The organism is Streptomyces nymphaeiformis, from assembly GCF_014203895.1.
Lineage (GTDB): Bacteria > Actinomycetota > Actinomycetes > Streptomycetales > Streptomycetaceae > Streptomyces > Streptomyces nymphaeiformis.
Genome location: NZ_JACHJY010000016.1, coordinates 93,532 through 114,471 on the forward strand (window position 1 = coordinate 93,532; position 20,940 = coordinate 114,471).

Annotated in this window: 21 protein-coding genes; 15 read left to right on the top strand and 6 right to left on the bottom strand. The window is 73.6% G+C overall.

Features of this window, described 5'->3' with window-relative positions; genetic code table 11:
• Positions 1-20: 20 nt before the first annotated feature.
• The 4 genes from GGE06_RS39380 to GGE06_RS39395 all read left to right on the top strand — a co-directional run bounded on the left by GGE06_RS39380 (position 21) and on the right by GGE06_RS39395 (position 2,365).
• Positions 21-773 carry an SDR family NAD(P)-dependent oxidoreductase gene (locus GGE06_RS39380; protein WP_116157708.1) on the top strand — a complete coding sequence of 251 codons (753 nt, stop codon included), beginning with the start codon at positions 21-23 and terminating at the stop codon, positions 771-773.
• Positions 773-1,093: an antibiotic biosynthesis monooxygenase family protein gene (locus GGE06_RS39385; protein ID WP_116157707.1), complete on the top strand. Its 321-nt coding sequence runs from the start codon at positions 773-775 to the stop codon at positions 1,091-1,093. The genes GGE06_RS39380 and GGE06_RS39385 overlap by 1 nt, the downstream gene beginning before the upstream one ends.
• Entirely contained in the window at positions 1,086-1,394 is a 309-nt protein-coding gene (locus GGE06_RS39390) for an antibiotic biosynthesis monooxygenase family protein (protein ID WP_116157706.1), read from the top strand. Before GGE06_RS39385 ends, GGE06_RS39390 begins: the two co-directional genes overlap by 8 nt.
• A 110-nt stretch (positions 1,395-1,504) precedes the next feature.
• Positions 1,505-2,365, top strand: coding sequence for an NAD(P)-dependent oxidoreductase (locus GGE06_RS39395; protein ID WP_184933061.1), 861 nt, complete (start codon positions 1,505-1,507; stop codon positions 2,363-2,365).
• A 21-nt stretch (positions 2,366-2,386) separates the two neighbouring features.
• Here GGE06_RS39395 and GGE06_RS39400 read toward each other — a convergent pair whose 3' ends face one another.
• Positions 2,387-3,994, bottom strand: coding sequence for an FAD-dependent monooxygenase (locus tag GGE06_RS39400; RefSeq protein ID WP_184933062.1), 1,608 nt, complete (start codon positions 3,992-3,994; stop codon positions 2,387-2,389).
• A gap of 187 nt (positions 3,995-4,181) precedes the next feature.
• Here GGE06_RS39400 and GGE06_RS39405 point away from each other — a divergent pair, with 187 nt between their 5' ends.
• Positions 4,182-4,523, top strand: a complete 342-nt coding sequence (locus GGE06_RS39405) for an antibiotic biosynthesis monooxygenase family protein (RefSeq protein WP_116157703.1) — start codon at positions 4,182-4,184, stop codon at positions 4,521-4,523.
• 105 nt (positions 4,524-4,628) lie between these two features.
• Here the strand turns inward: GGE06_RS39405 and GGE06_RS39410 are convergent, their stop codons facing one another.
• Positions 4,629-5,366, bottom strand: a complete 738-nt coding sequence (locus GGE06_RS39410; RefSeq protein WP_116157702.1) for an SDR family NAD(P)-dependent oxidoreductase — start codon at positions 5,364-5,366, stop codon at positions 4,629-4,631.
• 174 nt (positions 5,367-5,540) lie between these two features.
• On the opposite strand from GGE06_RS39410, the gene GGE06_RS39415 reads away from it, so the two are divergent.
• Both GGE06_RS39415 and GGE06_RS39420 read left to right on the top strand, forming a co-directional pair.
• Positions 5,541-6,716 (top strand): nucleotide disphospho-sugar-binding domain-containing protein, encoded by a 1,176-nt coding sequence (locus tag GGE06_RS39415; protein ID WP_184933063.1) that lies wholly within the window; start codon positions 5,541-5,543, stop codon positions 6,714-6,716.
• 25 nt (positions 6,717-6,741) lie between these two features.
• Positions 6,742-7,599 carry an LLM class flavin-dependent oxidoreductase gene (locus GGE06_RS39420; RefSeq protein WP_184933064.1) on the top strand — a complete coding sequence of 286 codons (858 nt, stop codon included), beginning with the start codon at positions 6,742-6,744 and terminating at the stop codon, positions 7,597-7,599.
• Between the two features lie 56 nt (positions 7,600-7,655).
• Here GGE06_RS39420 and GGE06_RS39425 read toward each other — a convergent pair whose 3' ends face one another.
• Positions 7,656-9,263, bottom strand: a complete 1,608-nt coding sequence (locus GGE06_RS39425; protein WP_184933065.1) for an FAD-dependent monooxygenase — start codon at positions 9,261-9,263, stop codon at positions 7,656-7,658.
• 238 nt (positions 9,264-9,501) lie between these two features.
• Here GGE06_RS39425 and GGE06_RS39430 point away from each other — a divergent pair, with 238 nt between their 5' ends.
• Positions 9,502-10,518, top strand: a complete 1,017-nt coding sequence (locus tag GGE06_RS39430; protein WP_184933066.1) for a methyltransferase — start codon at positions 9,502-9,504, stop codon at positions 10,516-10,518.
• Between the two features lie 74 nt (positions 10,519-10,592).
• On the opposite strand, the gene GGE06_RS39435 is transcribed toward GGE06_RS39430, so the two are convergent.
• From GGE06_RS39435 to GGE06_RS39445, 3 genes are read right to left on the bottom strand one after another with little or no spacing between them, the layout of a single operon-like run.
• Positions 10,593-11,603, bottom strand: coding sequence for a methyltransferase (locus GGE06_RS39435; RefSeq protein WP_184933067.1), 1,011 nt, complete (start codon positions 11,601-11,603; stop codon positions 10,593-10,595).
• Complete coding sequence (locus tag GGE06_RS39440) at positions 11,600-13,090, bottom strand: MFS transporter (RefSeq protein ID WP_184933068.1); 1,491 nt, start codon at positions 13,088-13,090, stop codon at positions 11,600-11,602. The genes GGE06_RS39435 and GGE06_RS39440 overlap by 4 nt, the downstream gene beginning before the upstream one ends.
• A 40-nt stretch (positions 13,091-13,130) precedes the next feature.
• Complete coding sequence (locus GGE06_RS39445; RefSeq protein ID WP_184933069.1) at positions 13,131-14,159, bottom strand: methyltransferase; 1,029 nt, start codon at positions 14,157-14,159, stop codon at positions 13,131-13,133.
• A gap of 187 nt (positions 14,160-14,346) precedes the next feature.
• Here GGE06_RS39445 and GGE06_RS39450 point away from each other — a divergent pair, with 187 nt between their 5' ends.
• The 7 genes from GGE06_RS39450 (at position 14,347) to GGE06_RS39480 (ending at position 20,940) form a co-directional block, all read left to right on the top strand.
• Positions 14,347-15,546 (top strand): cytochrome P450, encoded by a 1,200-nt coding sequence (locus tag GGE06_RS39450; RefSeq protein ID WP_184933070.1) that lies wholly within the window; start codon positions 14,347-14,349, stop codon positions 15,544-15,546.
• Positions 15,547-15,551: 5 nt separating this feature from the next.
• Positions 15,552-15,782: a ferredoxin gene (locus tag GGE06_RS39455; RefSeq protein WP_181924840.1), complete on the top strand. Its 231-nt coding sequence runs from the start codon at positions 15,552-15,554 to the stop codon at positions 15,780-15,782.
• A complete protein-coding gene (locus tag GGE06_RS39460) occupies positions 15,779-17,176 on the top strand; it encodes an FAD-dependent oxidoreductase (protein ID WP_184933071.1) in 1,398 nt (465 codons plus the stop codon). Before GGE06_RS39455 ends, GGE06_RS39460 begins: the two co-directional genes overlap by 4 nt.
• A gap of 35 nt (positions 17,177-17,211) precedes the next feature.
• Positions 17,212-18,069 carry an LLM class flavin-dependent oxidoreductase gene (locus GGE06_RS39465; protein WP_184933072.1) on the top strand — a complete coding sequence of 286 codons (858 nt, stop codon included), beginning with the start codon at positions 17,212-17,214 and terminating at the stop codon, positions 18,067-18,069.
• Positions 18,069-19,265 (top strand): FAD-dependent monooxygenase, encoded by a 1,197-nt coding sequence (locus tag GGE06_RS39470; RefSeq protein ID WP_246533035.1) that lies wholly within the window; start codon positions 18,069-18,071, stop codon positions 19,263-19,265. The genes GGE06_RS39465 and GGE06_RS39470 overlap by 1 nt, the downstream gene beginning before the upstream one ends.
• Before the next feature lie 33 nt (positions 19,266-19,298).
• On the top strand, positions 19,299-20,150 hold the full coding sequence (locus GGE06_RS39475; RefSeq protein ID WP_116157692.1) for an NAD(P)H-binding protein: 852 nt from the start codon (positions 19,299-19,301) through the stop codon (positions 20,148-20,150).
• A 103-nt stretch (positions 20,151-20,253) separates the two neighbouring features.
• Entirely contained in the window at positions 20,254-20,940 is a 687-nt protein-coding gene (locus GGE06_RS39480; RefSeq protein ID WP_184933073.1) for a TenA family protein, read from the top strand.

Genomic DNA, 20,940 nt, shown 5'->3' on the forward strand with positions numbered 1-20,940 from the left:
CAGCCTCACGGAGGAAGACCATGAACCTGGCCCTGGAGGGAAAGAAGGCCCTCGTCACCGGCGGCACCCGAGGCGTCGGCCGGGGCATCGTGCTCGCGCTGGCCCGGGCCGGCGTCGACGTGGTGACCTGCTACCGGCAGCCCAGCGACCACGTCGGTTCGCTGGAACGAGAGCTGAAGGAGACCGGCGGCGACCATCACGTCCTGCGGGCCGACCTCAGCAGGCCGGAAGAGGCCGCCTCCCTGGTCGAGCGGGCCGGAGCGGCGTACGGCCGCCTCGACCTGGTCGTCAACAACGCGGGCACGATCAGCCACGTCCCCTACGCCGACCTGCCGGTGGAGGAGTTCCAGCGGATCTTCACCACCAACGTCACCGCCGCCCACCTCGTGATCCAGCACGCCCTTCCGCTGCTGCACGAGGGCTCGTCCGTCGTCAGCATCGGCTCCAAGGCGGTGGAGGCCGGCATCCCGCTGCGCTCGCACTACACCGCCACGAAGGCGGCCCTGGTCGGCCTCAGCAGGTCGCTGGCCAAGGAGTTCGGCGCGAAGGGCATACGGTTCAACGTCGTCGCCCTCGGCGTGGTGGAGACCGAGAACCTGCACCGGCTCCCCGAGGACCAGCGGAAGCTGATGGTCGAGCGCTACAGCGCCAAGACCGCGCTGGGCCGGCTCGGCACCCCGGACGAGGTGGCCGGCGCCATCCTCTGGCTCGCCAGCGACCTGTCCCGGTACGTCACCGGGTCCACCGTCAGCGTCGACGGGGGGATCTCCTGATGACGTTCCGGGTCACCCTGCGGATGGAGCTCAAGCCCGGCGCCGAGCACGCCTTCGTCGAGGAGTGGCACCGCGGCACCGACGCGGTCACCGGCCACCCGGCCAACCTCGGGCAGTGGCTGTGCAAGGACGCCGGCGCGGACGACGTCTACTGGATCATCAGCGACTGGCTGGACGAGCCGCGCTTCCGCGCCTTCGAGAACAGCCCCGCCCACCTGGAACACCGGGCCAGGCTGCACCCCTACCGCAGCGGCGGCTCGTTCCACACCATGGAGGTCACCGCCCACATCCCCGGACAGGCGGCGGGCGCCGATGCCTGAGGTACGGGTGCTGGTGTACCAGTTCGCGCGCGACGACGCCGAACTGGCCGCCGTACGCGCCGCCTACCACCAGGTCAGCGAACGGCTCGCCAAGGTGCCCGGGATGCTCGGCAACGAACTGCTCCTCCGGCTCCACGACCCCGGCTCGCTGGTGGTGGTCAGCCGCTGGGCGAGCACGACCGCCTTCCAGGACTGGGAGGCCGGTCCGGAACACCGCGACGACACGGCGCCGCTGCGCCCCTACCGGGACACCCGCACCGGCACGCCGTTCGCGGTCTACGAGGTCGACGCGGCCTACTGAACGACCCGCACCCCGCGACCGCTGTCCCCGGCGCCCTCCCCCCGGCGCCGGGGACAGCCCCCTGTCGCGGCAACCCCCTCCCCGCAAGGAACACGAAGGAAGGCGGCACGATGAGCCCCACCACTCTGGCCTTCATCGGACTCGGCAGCATGGGCGGCGGCATGGCGCACCGCCTGCTCGGGGCCGGGTACCGGCTGACCGTCCACAACAGGACCGCGGACAAGGCCGCACCGCTCCTCGCCCAGGGCGCCGTGGCCGCGGGCTCGCCGGCCGAGGCCGTGGCAGGCGTCCGCACCGTGCTGCTCAGCCTCAGCGACGAGGCCGCCGTCGAGAAGGTGCTGTTCGGCGAGGTGGTCCCCGCGCTGGAGCCCGGCAGCACCGTCATCGACACCTCCACCGTCTCCCCGGAGTACGCCCGGCACAGCGCGACCCGGCTCGCCGAGGTCGGGCTGCGCCGGGTCGAGGCGTGCGTCGTCGGCAACCCGCTCCAGGCCCGGGAGGGCCGGCTGCGGGTCTTCGTCTCCGGCGACGACGCCGACATCGAGGCGGTGCGGCCCGTCCTGGACACCATCGGCTCCGAGGTCGTGCCGCTCGGCGCGCCGGGCGCCGCCGCCACCGCCAAGCTGATCCTCAACCTGCTGCTCGGCGCCCAGGTCGCCGCGCTCGCCGAGGCCGTGACGTACGGCCAGCGGGCCGGCCTCGACCGGGACCGGCTGCTCGCGACCATCGCCGGGAGCGGGTTCAGCTCCGAGGTCCTGCGGTTCCGCGCCGAACTGATGCGCAAGGGCAGCTACCTGCCGGCCTTCTTCCGCTCCGCGCTGATGGAGAAGGACCTGCGCCTCGCCGTCACCGACGCGGCGCGGACCGGTGTCGCGATGCCCGTGCTCGACACCGTACGGGCCCGCTTCGCCGGCGTCGTCGAGGCCGGGGACGGCGACCGCGACGCCGCGGTACTGATCGAGCACACCTGAGCCGGGCCGCCGGGGCGGGCGTCAGCGGCAGAGCATCCGGGCGAGGGCGGCGTGCAGGGCGTCCTCGGCGTCGTCCTGCGTCCCGGCGGACCGCCAGGCCACCACCCCGTCCGGGCGGACCAGCACCGCCCCCGCGTCCGTCGTGCCGTACGCCTTCGCCCAGTCGCCGTCCGAGTCCTCGTACGCCCCGTCGCCGCCGATGCCGTGCACCCGGAGCGGCACGCCGAGGCGCCGCGCCGCCGCCTCGGCCGCCGCCGGCCACGGTCCCGGCCGGGAACCCGTCAGCAGCACCGGGCCGTCCCCGAACAGGTCCAGGGTCGAGCACTCCGCACCGTCGCGCAACAACGGCACGTGGGGGGCCCGCGTCCCCGGCAGGCCGCTCGGATCGGTCACCCAGACGTCGCCGCCCACCGCGTAGCGCCAGCCGAACCACACGGTGGTGTCGTCCACGAGACCGGGCGGCAGCACCCGCCGCGCCCCGCGCTCACCGCCGCGCGGCCGGTCCCGCTGGCGCAGCACCGCCTGCCGCACGGTGGCCGCACCGAGCGGCCGACGTTCGGCGTCGTAGCTGTCGAGCAGACCGGGGGAGGCCTGCCCGGCGAGCACCGCGGCCAGCTTCCACGCCAGGTTGTGGGCGTCCTGGACACCGGAGTTCGAGCCGAAGGCGCCGCTCGGCGGCATCACGTGGGCGGCGTCGCCCGCGAGGAAGACCCGGCCGGCACGGAACCGGCGCGCCACCTTGGCGGCGGCCTCCCACGGAACGGCGCCCAGCACCCGCACGGCGAGGTCCGGCACGCCCGAGGCGGCCCGCACCAGCTCGGCGCACCGCTCGGGAGGGAAGGCGGCGAGCACCTCCTCGGGCGTGCCGGGGTCCTCGGGGCCGAGGATGACGTCCAGCCGCCATTCGCTCGCGTTGTCCAGCGGGATCAGCGCCCCGCGTACCCGGTCGTTGAACGTGTAGCACATGACGAACCGCCGCTCACCGAGCTCCTCCGCGAGATCGGCGCGGAAGTGGATCGCCAGGAACCGGCCGAGACCGCCCGTGCCGTCGAACGGGATGCCCAGCCGGCGGCGCAGTCCGCTGCGGGCGCCGTCGGCCGCGACCAGATAGCGCGTCCGCAGCCGGCTCGTCGTACCGCCCGCGCCGTCGCGCACCAGAGCCGTCACACCGTCGGCGTCCTGCGCGCACGACACCAGCTCGCTGCCGAAGCGGAACTCGGCCCCGGCCCGTTCGGCGGCCCGGCGCAGCACGCCCTCCAGCTCGTTCTGATGACACAGACACCAGCTCGTGGGCGACAGCGCGCCGAGATCGGAGGAGACCTCGCGGTAGTACTCCTCCTGGAACGAACCCAGTTCCGGCCCGGCCAGCGACCTCGCGAGCCGCAGACCGCTGTTGCGGGCCAGCGCCCGCGCGGACGGCAGCGCGCGCAGCTCGTCCTCGAGCCCGGCGGCGCGCAGCAGCTCCATCGAGCGCGGGTTGACGCCCCGGGTACGCGGGTGGGCGGACAGGCCCGCGCGCTGTTCGAGGACCAGGCAGGCCACGCCGCGCCTCGCGAGGAAGAGCGCCGTCGACAGCCCGACCAGGCTGCCTCCGACGACCAGTACGGGAACCTGCGGCTGCTCGGTCATCCGGATCTCCTCTGCCGGGGACGTCAGGGGCCCGAGGATCGGCACAGGGCGTCGAGGACGGCTCAAGAGGGGCCCCATCGAGCGCGATTCGAGTCGGGACGGGCAGCCTGGCACCGCAGGCGACCGGCCGGATCCGCCAGAAGAGTGGACGGGCCGGACGAGCCGGAAGAGCGAGGGGAGCACGGAGATGGCCGAGTACGCGCGGGGGCCGGTGCGGGTGGTCCTGCGGATGGAGATCGCCCCGGGCCGGGAGGCCGAGTTCGAGGCGGTCTGGCTGGAGATCGGCACGATCATCGCCCGGCAGCCGGCCAACCGGGGCCAGGTGCTGGTCCGCGACGAGGACCAGGACCGGCCCGTCTACCACGTGTTCACGGACTGGGCGGACGAGGCGAGCTTCCGTGCCTTCGAGCTGAGCGCGGAGCACGTGGAGCACCGACGCCGGCTGGCCCCCCTGCGCACGGGCGGCGCCATGACCGTCAACCGGATCGTCCACGACCTCCGCCCCGCGCCCGCGTCCTCCCCCACCTAGGGCCCGTCTGACCGTTCCCGTCGGGTCCGGCCCGCCCGGCACGCACGCACCGGACGACCCGGCCTGATCCGACACGAAGGGTCAGACAGGCCCTCGGGCCTGTCTCTAGACCCCGCCGTCCACGTTCAGCGTCACCCCGCTGATGTACGCGGAGGTGTCGCCGGCCAGGAACAGCACCGCGCCGGCCACGTCCTCGGGGCGGCAGATCCGGCCGAGGGCGGTCATGCCGACGATGCGGGTGACCGCCTCCGGCGGCAGCCCGGCGCCCGGCTCGGTCTCGGTCAGGCCGGGCGCCACGGTGTTGACGCGGATGCCGCGCGGCCCCAGCTCCTTGCAGAGCGCCCGGGTCAGACCGATCAGCGCGGCCTTCGACGCCGTGTAGTGCACCCCGCGGACACGGCCGCGCAGCGCCACCGACGAGCCCACGTTGACCACGGACGCACCGTCGGCCAGCAGGGGCAGCGCCGCCTGCGTGACCAGGTACGCCGAGGTGACGTTGGCGTCCATCACCCGGTGCCACTCGTCCTCGGGCAGCTCCTCGAACCAGACCTGCCCGTCCACGCCGACGTTGTTCACCAGCGCGTCCAGGCCGCCCAGCGACTCCCGCACCCGCTCGGCCAGCTCCGCCGCCCCCGGACCGGTGGTCACGTCGGCCCGGACCACCAGATGCCCGTCACCGGTCTCCTTCAGTTCGCGCACCAGCGAGTCGGCGTCCGCGCCGCCCGTCCGCGAGCACACCGCCACGCGCGCGCCCGCACGGGCGAACGCGAGTGCCGTCGTCCTCCCGATGCCCCGCGTCCCGCCGGTGACGAGTACGCGCTTGCCCGCGAGTCCCTGTTCCATCCGAGTCTCCTTCCGCTGCCGTCATGCCCGGGCCGTGCAGGGCCGGGCACACCCTCCCGCGCCGTTCTCGCGAACTCCTGGACGGCAGCTCGAGCAGGCCGCGATCCATCCGAGAGCCCGATGGGGGACCTTCCGGACCGTCAGCTGAACCTCCGAAGAGGGTGGGGCGGATCGATGCGGGTACTGTTCACGACCTGGGCGTGGCCCTCGCACCTGTACGGGCTGGTCCCGATGGCCTGGGCCTGCCGGGCGGCCGGGCACGAGGTGCTGGTCGCCGGCCAGCCCGGGATCCACGACGAGATCGTCCGGACCGGGCTGCCCGCGGCGACGGTCGGGCACGACGTGGACGCGGTGGGGCTGGTCCGCGGCTACGTGCTGCCGTCGCGGACCCTGCCCGCGCCGGCCGCGCCGGCCGGACCCGAGGGGCGCGGCCCGCGCGCCCTGCGGATGTTCCACGCCCACGCGGACTCCATGGTCGACGACCTCACCGCGCTGGCCCGCGACTGGCGGGCCGACCTGGTGGTGTACGAACCCACCGCCCTCGCCGGTCCGATCGCCGCCGCCGCCACCGGAGTCCCGGCCGTACGGCTGCTCTACGGCACCGACCTGATGCTGCGCGCGCGGCCCCTGCTGCCCGACGTGCTCGCGCCGCTCGCCGCGCGCAACGGCGTACACGCCTTCGACCCGTTCGGCGACCTCACCGTCGACCCGTGCCCCGACGAGTTCCAGCTCCCGACGGACCAGCGGCGGCTCTCCATGCGCTACGTGCCGTTCAACGGGCCCGGCGACGGCACCCCGATCGCACCGCCCCCGCCCGGCCGGCGCCGCGTGGTGGTGACCTGGGGCCACACCATGGCCCGGCTGTCCCCGGCGCACTTCTTCGCCCCTGAGGCGGCCCTGGCCGCCCACGGCCCCGACACCGACGTGGTGCTGGCCGTCTCCGCCGACCAGCTCCCGCTCCTCGGCGACCTCCCGGCCGACGTCACCGTCACCGTGGACACCCCGCTGCGGCAGCTGCTCGCCGACGCCGACCTGGTCGTCGCGCACGGCGGCGCCGGCACCGTACTGACGAGCCTCCAGGCCGGCGTGCCCCTCCTGCTCGTCCCCCAGCTCCCCGACCACGCCGGACACTCGGCGCGCGTACTGGCCACCGGCACCGGCGAGGTGCTCAGCCGCGACGAGGCCGACCACGGCCGGCTGCGCGGCGAGATCCGGCGCCTGCTCGAATCCGACCGGGAGCGCGCAGCGGCCCGGCGCCTCGCCGAACGCAACCTGGAGCGGCCCGCCCCCGCCGACCTGGTCGCCGCGTTGGAGCGGCTCACCGACACGCGGGCGGCAGCCGCCCGCTGAGCGCACACCAGAAGGAGAGAGAGCCTTGGAGATCGGACTGGGTCTGCCCACCACCGTCCCCGACATCGACGGCCGGACGCTGCCGCAGTGGGCCCGCCGTGCGGAGGAGTGCGGCTTCGCCAGCCTCGGCGTTCTGGACCGGCTGGTGTACGCCAACTTCGAGCCGTTGATCTCGCTCGCGGCGGCGGCGGCCGTCACCGAACGGATCAGACTGCTGACCACCATCCTGATCGCGGCCTACCGGGGCGACACCGCGTTGCTCGCCAAGCAGGCCGCCACCATCGACGCCCTCTCCGGCGGCCGGCTGGTGCTCGGGGTCGCCGCCGGCGGCCGGGAGGACGACTACGCCGCCACCGGCACCGGCTACCGCGACCGCGGGGCACGCCTGGACGCCGCGCTCACCGAACTGCGGGAGATCTGGGCGGGCCGAGGCAAGGTCCCCGGCATCGGCCCCGCCCCGGTCCGCCCGGAGGGCGTACCGCTGCTTGTCGGCGGTCACTCGCCGCGCGCGATGCTGCGCTCGGCGCGGTTCGGCACCGGCTGGATCGCGGGCGGCAACTCCGTCACCGCGTACGCCGAACTGGTCCGCCAGGCGCGGCAGACCTGGATCGACGAGGGCCGCACCGAGCGCCCGCGGATGGTGGCCATCCTCTACGCCCACCTCGGCCCGGACGCCGCCCGCGTCGCCGGTGACTACCTGCGCTCCTACTACTCGTTCGTCGGCCCGAAGGCCGAGCGGACGGCCGCCGGCGTCCTCACCGATCCGCGCCGCGTCCGCGACGCCGCCCAGGCGTACGCCGAGGTGGGCTGCGACGAGCTGATCCTGCTGCCTTGTACGGCGGACCTCGCACAGGTGCGGCTGCTGGCCGACGCCGCACTCTGACCGCGACGCAGAAGGGCCCGCTCCGGAAGATCCGGAGCGGGCCCTTCGTCGTGCGATCAGCGGAGTCCGGCCGACCGGCTCAGCACGTCCGCGAGCACCTGCCCGGCGTCCGCGCCGCCCGGGCCGGTGGCACGCCAGGCGACGAAGGCGTCCGGGCGGACCAGCACCGCACCGCCGGCGCCGACCCCGTACGCCTCGGCCCAGTCGCGGTCCTTCGGCCGCAGCTCGCTCTCCGGGCCGACGCGGTGCACCCGCAGCGGCACGCCGAGCCGCTCGGCCGCCGCGACGGCCGCCTCGGCCCAGGGGGACCCGGCGTCGTCGGTGAGCAGTACGTACGCGTCCCAGAAGAGGTCGATCGTGGAGACGATCCCGCCGTCGCGCTCGATCCAGACGTGCGGGGCGCGGGTGCCGGGCTCTCCGGTGAGCGTCAGCTCCGGCGTGAGCACCGGGCCGGTGGTGTCGCTGACGATCGACGGCGACGCGTACCGGTAGCCGAGCGTGATGATGATGTCGTCCACCATGTCCGCGCGGTCCTGCTCGGTGGCGTGGCCGTGCCGGATGCGGTTGCGGACCATCGCCTGCGCGGCCATCGCCGAACCGACCGCGTGCCGCTCGTCGTGGTAGCTGTCGAGCAGCGGGTCGCCCGCCCAGCCCTTGAGCACGGCCGCCAGCTTCCAGGCCAGGTTGTGGGCGTCGTGGATGCCCGTGTTGGCGCCGAAGCCGCCCGCGGGCGGGTGCAGGTGGGCGGCGTCGCCGGCCAGGAAGACCCGCTGGGTGCGGAACCGCTCGGCGACCAGCTGGGCGCCCTGCCACGGCACCTTGTCGACGATCTCCACCGCCAGGTCCGCCTTGCCCGCCGCGGTCCGGACGATCTCGACACAGCGCTCGTCGGTGAAGTCCTCCGGCTTCTCGCCGCGCTCGGGGTGGTAGATCGGCGCGGCCAGGTACGGGTCGCAGCCGTGCAGCCGGGACAGCCCCATCAGGGTGCCGTCGACATTCGCGTAGCAGAGGATGAACTTGCGGCCTTTGAGCACGGTCTCCAGTTCGGGCGCCTTGAAGTAGATGCTGAGCGCGTTGAACACCGTGCCGCGCCCCTCGCGTTCCACCCCGAGGTGTCGGCGGACGCTGCTGTTCGCGCCGTCCGCGCCCACCAGGTAGCCGGCGCGGATGGTGAAGCGCCGGCCGGTGGCGTTCTCCTCGGCGACGGCGGTCACCCCGTCCGCGTCCTGGGTGAACTCCACGAGCCGGGTGCCGAACCGGACGTCGGCGCCGAACTCCCGGGCCTTCTCCACCAGTACCTTCTCGTACCGGTCCTGCCCGCAGCCCATCACCCGTTCCGGGCTGACGGTCGGGCCGTCCAGCGACGGCGACTCGAGCACCACGGCGTCGTCGATCCCGGAGAAGGTGTCGACCTGGATGATGCCGCCCTCGAAGTAGGGGTGCGAGTCGCCCATCTCCAGCGCCCGGATGTCGGCGGAGACGCCGGCCGCCCGGAACAGCTCCAGGGTGCGTGCCTGGAGACCCGGGGCGCGGGGCAGCAGCGACGTGCCGTCGCGCTTCTCCAGCACCATCGTGCGGATCCCGTGCCGCCCGCTGAACAGGGCGGTGGAGAGACCGACCGGCCCCGCTCCCACGATCAGCACAGGGATGTTCACGTCATACATGCGTGTCCCCTCATGAACAGACGAACAGTGCCGGGTTGATCCGCCGCACTGCGACCGGGGAAAGAGTTACCGGCGGCGCCTCGAGGATTCCTGGCCTCGCGGTCGGGCGCCCTCGGGCCGGCGGCCGGCGCTCCGGGTCTCCAGGGAGGTTCGAGGGGCGCTCCACGCCTGGCTGACAGCCTCTCAGGCCGACAGGTGCGGCGCCTGGCAGGCAGGCGTCCAGGAAGGAGTCCTCACCATGACGACCAAGGCCCCGGACGTCGGCACTGCCGCCGGGATCCTGCGCCTCGGCAACGCGTTCTGCGACGCCAAGGCCCTGCTGACCGCCGTTGAACTCGACCTGTTCACCCACTTGCACGAGGCCCCGGGCGGGTCGGCCGGCGAGGCCGAGATCAGGCAGGCGCTCGGGCTGCACGGACGCGGCCTGCGCGACTTCCTCGACCTGCTGGTGGCGCTGCGGATCCTGGAGCGCCAGGACGGCCGTTACCGCAACGCCCCCGGCGCCGACCGGCACCTGGTGCGCGGCGCCGGCGAGTACGTCGGCGGCTTCCTGCTGCGCTCCAGCCGCAACCTCTACCCGGCGTGGGGCCGTCTGGAGGAGGCCCTGCGCACCGGGAAGCAGCAGTCGGGCAGCCACTACGACGAGGTGACGCAGAACCCCGCGATCCTGCGCCAGTTCATCGGCAGCATGGACGCCTTCACCAACGTCCTCGGCGCCCAGCTGATCGAGGCGTACGACTGGTCCGGTCACGCCTCGGTGCTCGATGTCGGCGGCGCCCGGGGCAACCTCGCCTCGCAGATCGTCCGGGCCCGGCCGCACCTCGCCGGGCACGTCTTCGACCTGCCCGAGATGGAGCCCTTCGCCAAGGAGCTGATCGAGGACCTCGGCCTCGGCGGCAGGCTGGAGTTCCACGGCGGCAGCTTCTTCACCGATCCGCTGCCCTCGGCCGACGTGGTGATCCTCGGGCACGTCCTGCACGACTGGGACCCCGGGCAGCGGAGCATGCTGATCCACAAGGCGTTCGACGCGGTCAACCCCGGGGGCACCCTGCTGGTCTACGACCGGATGCTGGACGACGAGCCCGAGCACGCCGAGAACCTGGTGATCAGCCTCGACATGCTGCTCGTCACCGACGGCGGCTCGGAGTACCCGGCCGCGGAGATCGTCGGTTACGCCGAGCACGCCGGCTTCGCCCGTACGGAGGTCGGTCCGCTCGGCGACTACGACACCCTGGTGGCCTGCCACAAGGCCTGACGGGCGACAGGAGCGGCACGAGCGCGGCAGCGCCCCCGGAAGGGCTTCCGGGGGCGCTGCCGTGTCGTGGGAGGTCAGGGCTTGCGGGCGACGACCAGGGTGTCGAACGCGGCGAGCGGCCGGTGGGTGATCCCGGTGAACCCGGCGTCGCGGGCCTCGGCGGTCAGCTCCGCGACGGTGTACTCCGCGCCGCCGTCGGTGACGAGCAGCATGTTCAGGCTGGCGACCAGGTTCTCGGTGTCGTCCCGCCGCTCGCCGAGCATCCGGTCGTAGATCAGGACCGCCCCGCCGGGACTGACCGCGTCGAACGCCTTGCCCAGCAGGTGGCGGCGCTGCGCGGGGTCCCAGTCGTGCAGGATGTGGCCGAGGACGAGGACGTCGGCCGGGGGCAGCGGGTCGCGGAAGAAGTCGCCGGGGTGGAACACCGCCTGTCCGGTGCGGCCCAGCTCGGCCATGTGCTCGTGGAAGAACGGCTCCAGCTGCGGCAGGTCGAAGACGTGTCCTTCCAGCCCGGGCCGGGCGGTGAGGAGCTGGCCGAGCAGTCCGCCCCGGCAGCCGCCGACGTCGAGCACCGAGCGGTGGCCGGAGAAGTCGTGGGCCTCGGTCAGCCGGGCGCCCAGGCCCTGGGTGAGCCCGTCCATCATCCGTACGAAGGCGCCGGTCGCCTCGGCGTCGTCGAGCATGCCCGTGTAGTCGGTGTACGCCTGCGGCTCGCCGGTGCGCAGGGCCTCTGCCAGTCGCCCGTACACCGGGTACAGGTTGAGGTCCGAGCCGCGCAGGAAGCCCCCGACGGCGCCGGGCCGGCCGGAGACCAGGAAGCGGGCGGCGCCTTCGGCGTTGCGGTAGCGGCGCCCCTCGTCGCGGCGCAGCAGGCCCAGCGCGGTGAGCAGGTCCAGGAAGTCGGTCAGGCCCCGCCCGTGCAGCCCGAGCCGCACGCGCAGCTCCTCGGCGTCGGCCGGGCCCTCGTCGAGGACGGTGAACAGGTCCAGCCGGACCGCGGTGAGCAGCGCCTTCGCGTCGCAGAACCGATTGCCGAGCCGGAGGATGCCGGCCGCCGTGCCGGTGTCCCAAGCGGTTGCTGTCATGCCGGGTCTCCTTCGTGTGGGCGAGCCTGTGGCCCGGAATCTTCCGGCGCCGGAGGGCGAGCGGCGCGAGCGGGGAGCAGGAACACCAGCAGGAAGGCCGCGGCGAGCAGCCCCGTCTCGTACCAGAGCACCTGGGAGAAGGAGACGGAGAAGCCGCGGTGACCGGCGAGCAGGCCGAAGAACAGCACGCCCAGTACGGCGACACCGGCTGCCGAGCCCAGCTGGTTGACGGTGTTGAGGACGCCGGACGCCGCGCCGGCGTCCCGGTCGGGCACCCCGGACAGCACCAGCTGGACCAGGGGAGAGGCCACCAGGCCCATGCCGAGGCCCGTGACCAGCAGCCACGGCGCGAGCTGCCAGGTGCCGGCGGACGAGCCGAGGTGCCGGACCGTCAGCAGGAGCGCGACCGTGCCCACCGTCATCACGGCGATGCCGGCGGCCAGCACCACCCGGCCGAAGCGCCGGGCGGCCAGGGGGGAGACCGCGGACGTGGTCATGGCGCCGAGCGCGTAAGGCATCACCGCCAGGCCGGCGTCGAACGGCGAGAAGCCCAGACCGTTCTGCAGGTAGTAGGTGAACGGGAAGAAGAACCCGGCCACCGCGGCGAAGAACACCGTCAGCAGCGCCAGCCCCACGGTGAAGGTCCGCCGTTCGAACAGCGCGGGCGGCACCAGCGCGAAGCCGTCCCGTCGCTCCTTGGCCCGCTCGTGGAGCGCGAACCCCACGGCGAGCGGGACCGAGCCCGCCATCAGCACGAACGACCAGGCGGGCCAGCCCAGTTCGCGGCCCTGCACCAGCGGGAACAGCACCGCGAGCAGGGCCGCGGTCACCAGCAGCACCCCCATGAGGTCAAGGCGTCTGGCCACAGGGGCCCGCGTGTCGCGGACACAGCCGGCCACGCCCGCCAGCGCGAGGAGCCCCACCGGCAGGTTGATCAGGAAGATCGGCCGCCACGAGAGACCGAACAGGTCGGCGTTGATCAGCAGGCCGCCGAGCATCGGGCCGAGCGCCGAGGACAGCCCGGACAGGGCGCCGAACAGCCCGAAGACCCGGGCGCGTTCGTGGTCCGGGAACGACACCTGGAAGGTCGACATCCCCTGGGTGACCACGAGCGCGCCGCCGAAGCCCTGGAACGCCCGGGAGGCGATCAGGACGCCGGCGTTCGGCGCGGCGCCGCAGCTCAGCGACGCCACGACGAACACCACGATCCCCGTCAGCAACACGCGCTTGCGCCCCAGGAGGTCGCCGATCCGCCCCGCCGTCACCAGGCTGAGCGCGAACGTGAGGGTGTACGCCTCCACCACCCACTGCAGGGTGGCCCCGCCGGCGTGCAGCTGCCGCTGGAGGCCGGGGAGGGCCACCACCACGATGGAGGTGTCGATCAGGTCCAGCGCCATCGCGACCAGGACGAAGACCGCGGCCCTCCACCGGGCCGGGTCGAGGCCGCTCGGATCGGTCAGGGTCACGGAGTCGGATGAAGTCGTCATGCGGTTCTCTCGGTGGGGGCTTGCGGGGGCGCGGGGGAGGTCAGGACGCGGCCGGCGCGGCCTCCAGCGCGTGGTACTGGTAGGGGCACGGCAGCGGGGTGGTCGCGGTGAGCTCCAGACCGGCCGCCGCGAACACCCGGCGGTACTCCTCCAGCGTCCGCTCCCGGCCGGTGGTCATCACCAGCATCTCGATGTCCGAGATGGCGGCGCCCAGCGCGTCGGCCGGATCCGCGTCCGCGCCGTTCTCGGGCAGCACGGAACTGAACACCACCACGCGGCCGTCGGCGGGCAGCACCTCGCGGATGTTGCCGAGGATGCGCACGCTCTCCTCGTCGTTCCAGTCGTGCAGGATGTTCTTCAGCAGGTACAGGTCACCGCCCGCGGGCACCGACTCGAAGAACGAACCCTCGGTGATGCCGCAGCGCTCCGAAAGACCGGCCTCCGCGAGCACGCCCGCGGTCTCCGCCAGTCCGTTGTCGGTGTCGAAGACGGTGCCGCGCAGCTCCGGGTTGGCCCCAAGGACGGCCGAGAGCAGGGTGCCGCGGCCGCCGCCCACGTCCACCACGTGGCGGAACCGGGTGAAGTCGAAGTGCCGCACGATCGCCGGGGACTGCACGTCGCTGCCGCCGGTCATCGCGGCGTGGAAGGTCGCGGCCAGCTCGCCGTCCTTCTCGAAGTAGTCGAACAGCGGGGCGCCGTTGGCGATCTCGAACGCGGAACGCCCGGTGCGCACCGACTCCTCCAGCACCTCCCAGGCCCGCCACACCGGCGCCGCCGCGTGCATGTCGGACAGCGGCCCGAAGTGCTCGGCGACCGGGGTCGCCCGGTATCCGTCGGCGTCCAGCGAGAGCACCCCCGCCCGGACGGCCGCGTACAGCAGCCGACGCAGACTGCGCGGGTGGGCGCCGGTGGTCTCGATCAGCTCCTCGGCGGTGCGCGGGCCGTCCTGCACCGCGGCGAGGACGCCGAGGCTGCTCACGGTCGCACCGATCTGGTGGAGGGCGAATCCGAAGGCCAGCGGCAGGTACTCCGCCGCGGTCGCCGGCTGCGTCGGGATCTGACTGCTCATTGCTCTCCCTCTGGGTCCGTACGGAGGTGTACCGGGGGGAATCTCGCAGCGCCCGATGGAGTCTCGCTCGACCTGCGCTGGGCCGTACCGCGTCCGCGGCGTTCGACCGCGCTTCGAGCGGGTCCCCAGGACGGATGCGCACGCTGGCCCGGTCCGAGCAGTGCGCACAGGAGAGGGCGGTTCAGACATGAGCGGCGATCGGTGCCCCGTCGGGTATCCCCTTGCATGGGCCCCCGCCCCCGACATACCGGAGGGCTGGACGACGCTGCGCGAGCAGCCACTCCTTGAGATCACGCTGCCCAGTGGCGAACCCGCGCTGCTGGTCACCCGGTACAAGGACGTACGGCGGCTCTTCGCCGACGAGCGGCTCAGCCGCAACACCTTCGGCCGGGCCTCCCGCGTCTCCGCCAGCAACGACCTGTTCGGCGACCCCCGGATCGACAACGACCCGCCCCGGTATCTGACCGAACGCGCCGTCGTCATGCGGGCCTTCAGCGCGCGCCGGATCGAGGCGCTGCGCGTGGTGGTCAAGGAGATCGTCGGGCAGCTCCTCGACGAGATGGCCGCGGGACCGCAGCCGGTCGACCTGATGGAGGCGTTCGCCTACCCGCTGCCGATCCTGGTGATCTGCCACATGCTGGGCGTGCCGCCGCAGGACCGCGCCAAGTTCCGCCGCCTGATCGACGGCTTCCTGTCCGTCTCCCGGCTGCCCGAGGACGAGGTCGAGGAGTGCCGGCGGCAGTACTGGGACTACCTGACCGAGCTGATCGACGCCAAGCGCGAGCGGCCGGGCGACGACCTGATCAGCGAGCTGATCGAGATCAGCCGCGAGGATCCCACGAAGCTGACCGACTATCAGCTCCAGCACTGGGTGAAGACCCTGCTGATCGCCGGCTACGTCACCACCGCCTCCCAGCTCGGCACCGGCATGGCCGTGCTGCTGCACCGGCCCGAGGCGGCCGCCGAGCTGAAGGCGGACCTGTCGCTGGTGCCCTCGGCCGTCGAGGAACTGCTGCGCTACCAGATCATGGGCACCTCGCTGGGCACGCTGCGCTACGCCGTCGAGGACATCGAGCTGCTCGACGGCACCACGGTCATCCCCAAGGGCTCCACGGTGCTGCTCTCCCAGGAGTCCAACATGGACGCCGACGAGTTCGAGAACCCGCTCGACCTGGACATCCGCCGCACCGAGAACCACCACCTGACCTTCGGCGCGGGCATCCACTTCTGCGCCGGCGCCGCGCTGGCCCGGATGGAACTCCAGGAGGCCACCGAGGGCCTGCTGTGCCGTCTGCCCGGTCTGCGGCTCGCGGTGCCCGGCGAGGAGCTGAAGCGCCCGGAGGGCGGCTTCCTGGCCGGCTACACCGAGATCCCCGTGAGCTGGTGACGGCGATGGGCTCCCTGCGCGTCTCCGCCGAGCGGGAGACCTGTGTGACCAGCAGCCTGTGCGTCTACCGGCTGCCGCAGGTGTTCGACCAGGACGAGGAGGGCCGCGTCGTGGTCCTGGACGACCGTCCCCCGGACACCCTGCGCGACGAACTCCGACGCGCCCGGCGAGGCTGCCCGACCCGCTCCATCCAGGTCGAGGGCCTCCCTTCCGAGGAGGGCGACACCACCCCATGACCAGCGAACCGCTGCACACCGGGTCCGCCGCCGGCGAGGCACCGGCCCCGGCTCCCTTCCGCGTCATCGTCATCGGCGCCGGCACCGGCGGCATGGCGCTGGCGCACGGCTTGCGGCGGGCCGGGTTCGACGTCGTCGTCTACGAGCGGGACCGGACCCGGAGCGCCGGACTGCACGGGTATCGCGTCGGGATCGGGCCCGACGGAAGCGCGGCCCTCAAGCAGGTGCTGCCCCCCGAGCTGCACGAGACGTTCAAGGCCACCTGCGCCCGGCCGCCACGCCACTTCGTCATGCTCACCGAGCGGCTGCGCACCAGCGTCGACCTGCCGCTGCGCCCCGCCGTGGACGAGGAGAGCGGCGAACGCTCGGTCAGCCGGATGACGCTGCGCCAGGTGCTGTTCACCGGCATGGAGGACGTCATCCGGTTCGGCCGGACGTTCACCCATTACGAGCAGCGCCCCGACGGCAGGGTCACCGCGTACTTCGCGGAGGGCGGCGAGGACACCGGCGACCTGCTGGTGGCGGCGGACGGCGTCGGCTCCCGCGTGCGCAAGCAGTATCTGCCGCACGCCCGGGTCGAGGACGCCGGCATCATCTCCATCGCCGCGAAGCTCCCGCTCACCCCGGAGTCACGCGCCCTGCTCCCGGAGGCCGTCGCCGACGGCATCGGCCTGGTCCTCGCCCCCCGGGGGTACAGCTGCATCCTGCACACCATGGAGTTCCCGTGGGACGGGGACGGCCGGCCCAAGAACGGTGTCGGCGGCAACGACGCCGACCTGGTCCGGCAGTGGCCCGGCCTGCTCTTCGACAACACCCGCGACTACGTCAACTGGGGCTTCTGGGCGTCCACCGACAAGTTCCCGCCGGACGTGCTCAAGCGTGACGGCCGCCAACTGATCGAGCTCGTCCGGGAGATGACCGCCGACTGGCACCCGAACCTGCGCGAGCTGTTCCGGCTCGCGGACCCGAGCACCTGCTTCCCCATCAACATCCGCACCTCTGTGCCCGTGCCCCAGTGGCCCACCGGCAACATCACCCTCATCGGCGACGCCATCCACACCATGACGCCCGGCCAGGGCGTCGGCGCCAACACCGCGCTGCGCGACGCCGCCCTCCTGACCCGCAGGCTCACCGCCTTCCGGGACGGCCGCAGCAGCCTGCACGACGCCGTCCGCGGCTACGAGACGAGGATGATCGACTACGGCTTCGAGGCCGTCCTCGCATCCAAGGCGCAGACCGGCGGCGACCAGCTGATCCACCGGCCGTACCTCGGCCGGCTCGCCCTCGCGGCCCTGCGCACCCAGCTCCGCATCGCGTCCCGGATCCCGTCCGTGAAGCGACGGATGGCCGATGCCATGCACACCCGTCGCGGCGGCGACCGCGACGAGGACTGACCGACCCCCGTACCGTCACCCGAGGAGGAACCACCGTGGACATCGGCGTTTGCCTGCCGATCGGCGTGCCCGGCGCCGAAGGCAGCCAGTTGATCGAGTTCGCCCGCCGGGCCGACCGCCTCGGCTTCAGCAGCCTGACCGTCACCGACCGGGTGGCGTACGACAGTTACGACAGCATCGTCGCCCTGTCCGCCGCCGCCGCGGTCACCACCCGGATCAAGCTGGTCACGGCCATCCTGCTGCCCGCCTACCGGCCCAGCGCCGTCGAGCTGGGCAAGCAGCTCGCCAGCCTCGACCGGATCTCCGAAGGCCGCCTGGTCGTCGGTGTCTCCGCCGGCATGCGCGAGGACGACTACGCCGCCACCGGCACCGACTTCCACACGCGCGGCCGACGCCTGGACACCACGATCGAGGAGATGCGGCAGCTCTGGGCCGGGGAGGGACCCCACGCCGGCGTCGGACCCCACCCCGTCCGCGGCGACATCCCGCTGTGGGGCGGCGGCCACTCCCCGGCCGGCCTGCGCCGCGCCGCCCGCCACACCATCGGCTGGATCTCCCCCGGCGGCCCGCCCCAGCGGTACGCCGAGCAGGTCGAGGGCTTCCGCAAGCTCTGGGCGGAGGAGGGCCGCGAGGGCACCCCCCGGATGGGCGCCAACTGCTACGCCGCGCTCGGCCCGAACGGCGCGGAAGACGCCCGCGCGCACCTGCTCTCGTACTACGGCTACATGGGGCAGCTCGCCGAGCACCTGGCGAAGGGCGCCATCACCGAGGGCGAGATGCTCCGCGCGGTCGCCGACGGCTACGCGGCGGCCGGCTGCGACGAGCTGTTCCTGCTGTCGGTCACGGCCGACCCCGGCCACCTGGACCTGCTCGCCGAAGCGGTCCTGCGCTGATGGCGCGGATGCCCGCCACCGGGCGCAGCGCCGTCGTGGTGGGCGGCGGGATCGGCGGCCTGGCCGCCGCCGTCGGCCTGCACAGGACCGGGTGGCGCGTGACCGTTCTCGAACGCGCCCCCGAACCGCGCGAGACCGGTGCGGGCATCTCGCTGCTCACCAACGCCCAGCGCGCGCTCGACCTGCTCGGCGTCGGCGACGACGTACGACGGCGCGCTGCGTTCATGGCACCCGGAGGCGAAGGCCTGCGCCTCGCTTCCGGTCGCCGCCTGCAGCCGCCCGCCGACCCGGCGTTCCTCCGCGCGCACGGCCTCTCCCTGATCGTGCTGACCCGCCCGGAGCTGCACGCCGCGCTCCGCGCGGCCCTGCCGGACCGCGCCCTGCGCACCGGTGCCGAGGCCACCCGCGTCGTCGACCTCCCCGACGGCGCGGAGGTCGTCCACCGTACGGCCGTCGGCGAGCGGACCGTGCGCGCCGACCTGGTCGTCGCCGCCGACGGCGCGTTCAGCCGGATCCGGCGCGCGCGGTGGCCACGGGTCCCGCCGCCCGTGTACAGCGGCCACAGCGTCTGGCGCGGCATCGCCGAGGGCGTCGACGGCGCGGCCGAGCCCGGCGGCAGCACCTGGGGCCGCGGCCTGGAGTTCGGCCGCATGCCGCTCGGCGGCGACCGCGTCTACTGGTTCGCCGTCGCCAACACCCCGGAGGGGCTGCGCCTCGCCGACGAACACGCGGAAGTGCGACGCCGGTTCGGCCACTGGCACCACCCGGTGCCCGAGCTGATCGACGCCACCCCGGCGGGCCGCGTCCTGCGCCACGACGTCTACGAGCTGGCCCAGCCGCTGCCCTCGTACGTCTCGGGACGGGTCGCGATGCTGGGCGACGCCGCCCACGCCATGACCTCCGACCTCGGCCAGGGCGCCTGCCAGGCCCTGGAGGACGCGGCCGTCCTGTGCGCGGCGCTCGCCGCCGAGCCCGACGTCCCGACGGCCCTCGCCCACTACGACGAGCAGCGCCGGCCACGTTCCCAGGGCATCGTCGAAGCCTCCCGCCGCATGGGCGAGTTCAAGCTCACCGAACACCGCTGGCGCATCCTGCGCCGCAACGCCCGCCTCCGCCGCACCCCGCCCACGGCAAACCAGCAGGGCCTGGTCGCGGTCGGCGACTGGCACCCCCCGGCCCTCGCCCCGACCCCCTGAGGGAAGCGACGTGACGCAGAGAGAGGAACCGACGTGTTTGTCGTGATCGGTGCCGGCGGTACCGTCGGGCGCGAGGTGGTCGCCGGGTTGCGCAGCGGCGGCCGGGCGGTCCGGGCGTTCGTACGGGACGCGGGCCGGGTCCGGTTCGGGCCCGGTGTCGAGGTGGCCGTCGGGGATCTGGGACGGCCGGAGACCGTGCGGGCCGCGCTGGACGGGGCCGAGGGGGTCTTCGTGCTGTCCGCCGGGCCGGACGCCGCCGCGCAGGAGGCGGTGGTCGCCGAGGAGGTGCGCCGGTGCCGGGTCGGCCGGGTCGTGAAGGTCTCCTCGGTCGCCGCGGACGGGCCCGCCCTCGGCTCCTACGGCCGCGCCCACGCGGAGGCCGAGCAGGCGTTCGCCCGTACCGGTGCCGAGTTCACCGCGCTGCGCCCCGCCGCCTTCATGTCGAACGTGCTGCAGTGGCGGGCCTCGATCGCCGCCGAGGGGACCGTGTACCAGACGTACGGGCACATTCCGCGTGCCGTGGTCGACCCTGCGGACGTCGCCGCCGCGGCCGTCGTCTGCCTGACCACCGCCGGGCACGGTGGCCGGGTCCACCGGCTCACCGGACCCGAGGCGCTGACCTCGCCCCAGCAGGCCGCCCGCGTCGCCAGGCTCCTCGGCCGCCCGCTGACGTACGTCGAGGCGCCCCGTGAGGCGGCGGCCGAGGCGATGGCGGCGGGCGGCCTGCCGGCCGGGTTCGCCGCCGGACTGCTCGACGCCCAGGCCGACCCCGACCCGCGCAGGGGCGGCCTCCCGCTGCCCACCGTACGGAGCCTGACCGGACGGGAACCGAACGGTTTCGACGCCTGGCTGTCGCGCCACAGGCATCTGTTCGAGACGGGCTGACGCTCCGGCGGGACTCAAGCCGTACTCGATCGACGTGGTCGAGTTTCGAGGGGATCCACACCTGGTAGAACTCGCCCGACGGGGCAGGAGGGGGACGAGTCGCATGACGTTACGTCAGCGGTTGTGGGCGCGTGCCGAGCCGCTGCTCGCGCAGGTGCACGCACACCCCTTCTGGACGGGCCTGTGCGACGGCACCCTGCCGCCCGAGGCCCTCTGGCACTTCGCCGAACAGGACTTCCGCTTCACCGTCCCCGCCTACGCCCGCGCCCTGGCCCGTACGGCCGCCGTCGCGCAGCGCCCCGAGCAGGGGGCGCTGCTGGCGGGCGCGGCCGGCGCGACGTTCGAGTCGCTCGACCGGATGGCGCGCGAACTCGACGTGCTGGCAGGCCGGTTCGACACCCTGAAACCGGCCGACGGCATCAGCCCGACGACGCTCGCCCACACCTCCTTCCTCACCGCGTCCTCGACCGCCTCCTTCGCCGCGGCGATCGGCGGCCTGCTGCCGATGACCTGGTTCCACCAGCAGGTCTGCGTCGAGCTGCGGCGGCGCCTGGTGCCCGGCACGCGCTACACGGACTGGATCGCCCAGTACTGCCCGGGAGACGGTTTCGACGGCTACGTCGAGGCCTACCTCGCGCTCGTCGACGACTTCGCCGCGACCGCGCCCGAGGCCGAACTCGCCCTCCTGGAGGACGGTTTCCTGCACGGAGCGCTGTACGAACTCGCCTTCTGCGAGGCGGCCTGGCGGCTGCAGAGCTGGGCCGAAACCACATCGGAAAGGAATGCATGA